A 4,082-nucleotide genomic window follows, 5' to 3' on the forward strand; every position below is an offset into this window, starting at 1 on the left:
CGCTTCGAAACGTGATCACCCGAAGCGTCGAGGGAGCCCCACCGAGACAAGAACGATCTCTCTCGGCGAGTCGCTCACCTGGCAAATTTCACAGAGCAGGTCTGGTCAGATCTTCGAAGCGCCATCAAAGCCACGTAAGGGTGCGTGACATGGTCGCCGGCCCGTACAGCACCTCTGGGGGAAACCGCGTCGACTCGTAGCGGCTGTCCAAGAACATCAGGTCCAGGTCGTCGAGGACACAGCGGATCACGGCGTGCCGCCAACCGGACCCATAGTCCCAATTCTGGTGAGGGACCGACTGCACAGACGTGATCGCCACGTCCTCGCTCTTCCAGCTGAGGACAGTAACGACGCGCTCCATCGGCGCCGGATATAGACGCCCGCCCGGCGTCGCTTGTCCCCAGAGCTGGTTGATGAACTCTGCGACGTCGGAGATCGTGCGCGCTGCTTCGACCGGGGTCAGGAGGTAGAAGCAGTTGGGGTGGGCGGCGGTGTTCCGGAGCGTGCACAAAGCGTGCTCAAGGCTGCGGTTGCGTTGCCCTCGCAGCAGCCCGACATGACGCGCCCAGACGCGCAGGTCATGCAGATGCGCGTCAAACGGGATAGGTCGCCGTCCGGGGTTGGCCTGCAGCCGCAGCTGCGGTTCCGACGGGTCGCTTCGACAACTTGCTCATAGCGGCTGGCGGCACGACATGGCGGGCATGACTGGCGTCGACGAATGTCACGGTGCCGTTGTGGAAGGCGACGAACCGGTCCCGGAGTGCTTGTTCAATGACGAACAGAGCCCGGTCGTGCACAGCACTGAAAACCTCGTAGCGGAAGATCCCCAGAACGTACAAGTCCCGCAGCATGTCGAAGGATCGGCGGGTGCCGTCCGAGACATCCGGCGAGAGCGTATGAGATGCCATGATGGTCTGCTGATACTCCGCGGCAGCCTCAGGGGTCAATGCCCGGTCGATGCCGAGCCCATACGGGGTGAAGCGCAGGGTTCGCTCATCCGGCGTTTGAAGCTCGCTCAACGATTTCATGTTCACGGGGTCACCTGCAGCGTTAGCGTCGACCAGCCCACCAGAATACAACCTGTCACAGCCTTAAGTAGTTGCGTTTGGAGGATGTCAAGGCGACCGCGCCTGCGTCGTGGACGCTCGAAGGGGCCGTCATGCAACCTGGCTGACGGGTGGGTTGCGAGAGGTGCCCGTTTTTCATGTTTTGATGCTCGTGTGAGGTTGGTGCCGGTAGTATCCCGGATGTAGATTCGTCGTGGATTGGTGGGGATTGTGGTGGATGAAACGGTGAAGCTTCGGATGAGCGGAGATTTTGCCGAGCAGGAGCTCCGGTCGCTCTACGATTGGCTGATGAGGGACCTCGATGCTCTTGACTATATGGATGTGCGCCTGCAGTCTAAGGACCCGGAGCCCGGTGAGATGGGTGACACCCTCGATCTCATCGCTCTGGCCGTGACAAGCGCATTGCAATGGCCCGCCTTCATCGAGACACTATCGCAGTGGCGTGGAACCCGGCGGCATCGCCCACAGGTGACCATTGAACGTGGGGGGACCACCGTCGTGGTATCTGAGGCGGAGTCGGAGCTGGTGGTTCAGATTCTCAAGGCGTTGGAGGAGAACGATTGAATCTCCCTGACCCCTTAACTTCGCGTGCCGTGCTGATTGGCACGAGTAAGTATACCTATCTAGGGTCTCTCCCTGCCGTTGAAAACAATCTTACGACGTTGAGTGGTCTCCTTCAGAGATCTGACCTGTGGGGACTGCCGGCGGAGCACTGTACGATTGTCCATAATCCCACCACGGTAGATGCGATGATGGATCCACTGTGGCAAGCTCGAGAAGAGGCAAAAGACACTCTTATCGTGTACTTCGCTGGCCATGGATTGATGCATTCCGTGGAGAGCGATCTGTATCTCACTCTAGTAGACTCGCATAAGGACCGCATGTACAGTGCGGTGGCTTATGACACGGTACGAAACGAGCTTCGAGCGAGTCGGGCGCGGCGCAAAATTGTAATCCTGGACTGTTGCTACAGTGGACTTGCGCTAGGGCTAATGGGTGCCGAAGATAGCACGGAGCGTGTCGCTAACAATGCCCGTGTCGCCGGCACATATTTGATGACGGCGACGGCCGAGAATAAGACAGCGCTCGGCGGCCTCGACACCTATACAGCCTTCACTGGCGAGCTCATACATCTCATCAGTGCAGGAATTCCAGAGCAGCCTGAGTTTCTAGAGCTGGATACAATTTTCCAACATGCACGCGAGTCGCTGCGGGATAAGGGTCTTCCCATCCCGCAGAAGCGCGAGTCAAACTTTGCGGCGCATCTCGCCTTGGTGCGTAATCGTGCACATAAAAACCAGCAACGTATCACGACAAAAGAGTTCTACGGTGTCATCGAGGGGATCCGACCGGGGACCATTTTCGAGAGCCGTAGAGCTCTGCACGACGCGGGTGTGCACCGACCGTTGCAGGCAGGCATCTGCGGCACTGCTGAGCGGGGCGGCGCCGAGTCCATCGTCGTCTCGGGCGGCTACAAGGACGATGAGGATTACGGGGACGTGATCATCTACACCGGTCATGGTGGGCGTGATCCTAATACTGGCGTGCAGGTCAAAGACCAGTCGGCAGACGACTCGGGCAATGCTGCTCTCATCAAGAGCATTATGACTGGACTGCCAGTTCGAGTCGTTCGTGGTGCTGGGGGCGACAAGAAATTCTCGCCGCCAGTTGGTTATAGTTACGACGGGATCTTCACGGTAGCCGATTACTGGACCAAACGCAGCGTCGATGGGCCTACCGTCCTCCAGTTCCGACTTGAGCAGATAGATGACGGGTCGCCTAAGAAGACTGGGGCACTCCGTCTGAGTCGCAAGCTTTCCCCCGGGCGTAGGGAAGAGGTCGCTCCAGGAGTCTACGCGGACAGGCTGCTGGCGACGGAGCTAAAGCAAGTGTACGACCATGCATGTCAGGTATGCGGCACCGTGTTAGAAGTGCCAGGTGGCCTACGGATTGCCGCTACCGTGCATATCCGTGGGCGAGAGCAGCCTCACTTGGGGCCTGATAGCAAAGACAACATGCTTTGCCTGTGTCCCAACCATCGAGACCTTTTTAAATATGGGGGGATCACTATTGAGGATGATTGCAGCATAATTGATCGGACGGATGGCGAGACAATCGGAAAGCTTGTGTTAAAGCATAATGTTGATCGTGCGCATCTTCGCTATCATCGCCAGCATCACACTCTTGGGCCCGGCGGCTCGGCAGGGAGTTGATGCAGCTCTAAGTAGATGGAATTTCTGCTTCCCGGGCCGTGTCAATCAATGCGCAAATTTAAGCGTGTGAATTGGCGCAGATAGGGAGGGGATATAGCCGGGTTGTCGGCGCGCGAGCTAGATTGGTCATCGCACACTGGCTGGTGACCTGCGTATGTGCGCGAGGTTATGCCTCGGATGGCGCGCCCGGACCACATGACTTCCTCGGTGATGCGATCGGCCGATTCCGACGGATCCTTATGTTCTTATATACGAATGAGTTGCCACCCTGTCTAATGCAGGTGTTCGTTCATGGCAACGTCCCGCGCAATGTTTCGTGCCAGCTTCCCTGGCCATCCGGTGTGCGCAGCGTACTTGAGGTAGGAGTGACAGAAGCGCTCGTCTATATACACCGCCACCTTTGCTCGCATGAAGACTATATCGACCGTCTCCGCGCTTCATATCGGGATTAAGTAGGCCGCGCGGTAACGCAATCCGCGGGCTGTAGGAACCTCCGTGTATAGATTTGAGGTTGGTGTCCCTGCGACGTTGCTTGCTCATCTGCGTCGACATACCGACCGGACGGAGAGAAGGCATGGAGGTCACGAAAGCAGTGCACTTTTTCTGCCGGCCCTGTGCAGGGTCGCGCCGCGTGACGAGATGCGGGAAGATCGGAAAAGGCGCTGTCACCGCGCAGAACCAGGGTGCCGGTGCAGCCCGCCTGGCGGGCGGTGCCGATGGACTCGCGCACCGCCGAAGCGGCACCGCGGGCCGAGGCGGCCGTGCCGCCACGCAACCGGCTGGCGGCCACCACCGGTGCCGA

Annotated in this window: 4 protein-coding genes; 2 read left to right on the plus strand and 2 right to left on the minus strand. The window is 58.8% G+C overall.

The features are described 5' to 3' along the window. Positions 1 to 124 precede the first annotated feature (124 nt). Positions 125 to 511, minus strand: coding sequence for a hypothetical protein (locus E1267_RS42805; RefSeq protein ID WP_132341907.1), 387 nt, complete (start codon positions 509 to 511; stop codon positions 125 to 127). A gap of 82 nt (positions 512 to 593) precedes the next feature. Beyond that, the gene (locus E1267_RS42810) at positions 594 to 1,034 is read right to left on the minus strand and encodes a hypothetical protein (RefSeq protein WP_132341908.1); all 441 of its coding nucleotides are present in this window, start codon (positions 1,032 to 1,034) and stop codon (positions 594 to 596) included. A 234-nt stretch (positions 1,035 to 1,268) separates the two neighbouring features. Here E1267_RS42810 and E1267_RS42815 point away from each other — a divergent pair, with 234 nt between their 5' ends. Together E1267_RS42815 and E1267_RS42820 are read left to right on the plus strand one after the other, a co-directional pair. Next, positions 1,269 to 1,631 carry an effector-associated constant component EACC1 gene (locus E1267_RS42815; RefSeq protein ID WP_132341909.1) on the plus strand — a complete coding sequence of 121 codons (363 nt, stop codon included), beginning with the start codon at positions 1,269 to 1,271 and terminating at the stop codon, positions 1,629 to 1,631. A gap of 29 nt (positions 1,632 to 1,660) precedes the next feature. Beyond that, positions 1,661 to 3,280, plus strand: coding sequence for a caspase, EACC1-associated type (locus E1267_RS42820; RefSeq protein WP_165960115.1), 1,620 nt, complete (start codon positions 1,661 to 1,663; stop codon positions 3,278 to 3,280). The last annotated feature ends 802 nt before the right edge of the window (positions 3,281 to 4,082 follow it).

Origin of the sequence: Nonomuraea longispora (genome assembly GCF_004348345.1) — a bacterium.
GTDB classification, from domain to species: Bacteria; Actinomycetota; Actinomycetes; order Streptosporangiales; family Streptosporangiaceae; genus Nonomuraea; species Nonomuraea longispora.